4 protein-coding genes are annotated in these 1972 nt (G+C 69.7%); 2 read left to right on the plus strand and 2 right to left on the minus strand.

Annotation, left to right across the window (positions count from 1 at the left end; genetic code table 11):
• Nucleotides 1-10: 10 nt before the first annotated feature.
• On the plus strand, nucleotides 11-925 hold the full coding sequence (locus tag V7D28_RS15095) for a methyltransferase domain-containing protein (protein WP_333588205.1): 915 nt from the start codon (nucleotides 11-13) through the stop codon (nucleotides 923-925).
• Nucleotides 926-930: 5 nt separating this feature from the next.
• Here the strand turns inward: V7D28_RS15095 and V7D28_RS15100 are convergent, their stop codons facing one another.
• Nucleotides 931-1173 (minus strand): Flp family type IVb pilin, encoded by a 243-nt coding sequence (locus V7D28_RS15100; protein WP_333588203.1) that lies wholly within the window; start codon nucleotides 1171-1173, stop codon nucleotides 931-933.
• Nucleotides 1089-1496: an 8-oxo-dGTP diphosphatase MutT gene (mutT, locus tag V7D28_RS15105; RefSeq protein WP_333588204.1), complete on the minus strand. Its 408-nt coding sequence runs from the start codon at nucleotides 1494-1496 to the stop codon at nucleotides 1089-1091. Before mutT ends, V7D28_RS15100 begins: the two co-directional genes overlap by 85 nt.
• A 306-nt stretch (nucleotides 1497-1802) precedes the next feature.
• Here mutT and V7D28_RS15110 point away from each other — a divergent pair.
• Nucleotides 1803-1972: DEAD/DEAH box helicase (locus tag V7D28_RS15110; protein ID WP_333588206.1), on the plus strand; the 170-nt coding region annotated here is incomplete at its 3' end.

Consider the following 1972-nt stretch of genomic DNA (forward strand, 5'->3'; position numbering starts at 1 on the left):
TTGCAGCCCCATGTCCGCCGCTCCCCCCCGACTGTTCGACCGCGCCCTTGTGCGCCGCCGCCTGGACCGCGCCGCCCGGGCCTTTGACGAGGCCGGCTTCCTGCACGAGCGGGTGGCCCAGGACGCCGTCGACCGCCTGGCCGCGATCATGCGCGACTTCCCCCTGGCCGTCGATCTTTCCGCCCGCCGCGGCGCCTTCGGCCGCGCCCTGGCCAGCAGCGACGCCTCGGCGCGTATCGGCCATGTGATCGAGGCCGATGTCTCGGCGCCCATGCTGGCGGGCCGCGCCGGGCCGCGGGTGGTGGTGGACGAGGAAGCCCTGCCCTTCGCTCCGGCCAGCCTGGACCTGGTGGTCTCGTCGCTGGGGCTGCACTGGACCAATGACGTGGTCGGCGCCCTGATCCAGATTCGCCGCGCCCTGCGGCCCGACGGCCTGTTCATTGGGGCCTTCTTCGGCGGCGCGACCCTCTATGAGCTGCGCCGCTCGCTGATGGACGCCGAAGCCGAGGTGACCGGCGGCGCCGGGAGCCGGGTCTCGCCCTTCGCCGATCCGGCCGACGGCGCAGGCCTGTTGCAACGGGCGGGGTTCGCCCTGCCGGTGGCCGACATGGACCGGGTCTGCGTGCGCTACAGCCACCCGCTGAAGCTGATGGCCGATCTGCGCCAGATGGGAGAGACGAGCGCGCTCGCTGAGCGCCATCCCCGCGCCCTGACGCGGGCCGTTCTGGCCCGGACCTGCGAACTCTATGTGGAGCGGTTCGGCGAGGCCGACGGCAAGGTTCCGGCCACCTTCGAGATTCTGACCCTCACCGGTTGGGCGCCGCACGAGAGCCAGCAGAAGCCGCTCAAACCCGGCTCGGCCAGGATGCGCCTGGCCGACGCCCTGGGCGTGGTGGAAAATCCCGTTCCCCGGGATGAAGACTGAACGGCTCAGCCCAGAGCGTCGGCGACGCTGATCAGAAGGTCGTAGATTTCCTGCCGCAGGGCGCCGGCGGCGGTGATGATGGCCAGGCCCAGCAGGGCGGCGAGCAGCCCGTATTCGATGGCGGTCGCCCCGCCCTCGTGCCGGGCGAAGCGCTGCAGAGCCCTCAGAGCAGGTCGCGCAGCCAGGCCACCAGCGGGGCGTCCGCGGGCGGCACGGGATAGTCGGTCAGCTTGTGGGGCTTCACCCATGCCAGGGCCTCGTGCTCGCGAGCGGTGACGACGCCGCTCCATCGCCTGCAGAGGTAGAGTGGCATGATCAGGTGAAAGGACTCATAACCGTGACTGGCGAAGACGAAGGGCGCCAGGCACGCCCCGGTGACCTGGATGCCGAGTTCCTCGTCCAGTTCCCGGATCAGACAGGCTTCCGGCGTCTCGCCCGGCTCCACCTTGCCACCTGGAAATTCCCACAGGCCCGCCAATTGTTTGCCCTGGGGCCGCTGGCAGATGAGCACCCGGCCGTCGCTGTCCACCAGGGCTGCAGCGGCCACGAGGAGAATGGGTTTATCGGTCATGCCCTTCCATCTCCGCCGCGCCGCAGGAATGCAACAGCCGGGCGTCATTCCGCGACGGGGGCCTGCGGAAACTTGACTTCGCACCTGCGAAAGACGATGTAGGCCTCGCGTTTGATCCTCAGACGCTATCGGCGCTCCGGCCCGCGTGAGAGCTTCCTCCAAACGGAGGCTCGGTCGTTGAGCGCCCTGAAGAGATCGAATCGATCGCCCCGCCACGCGGGGGCTTTCCCCAGATAAACGCGCCCAGGGCGACCCTCGCATTCAGCGAGCGGCCGCGTTCGGCGCATCGCGAAAGACACTCGCACTGTGACTCAATTTACCGACCTTGGCCTGGCCAAGCCGATCCTCAAGGCCCTGGCGGACCAGGGCTATCAGACGCCGACGCCGATCCAGGCCAAGGCCATCCCCGGCGTCATGGCCGGCCGCGACCTGCTGGGCATCGCCCAGACGGGCACCGGCAAGACCGCCGCCTTCGC

The organism is Phenylobacterium sp. (assembly GCF_036723115.1).
Classification (GTDB): Bacteria; Pseudomonadota; Alphaproteobacteria; order Caulobacterales; family Caulobacteraceae; genus Phenylobacterium.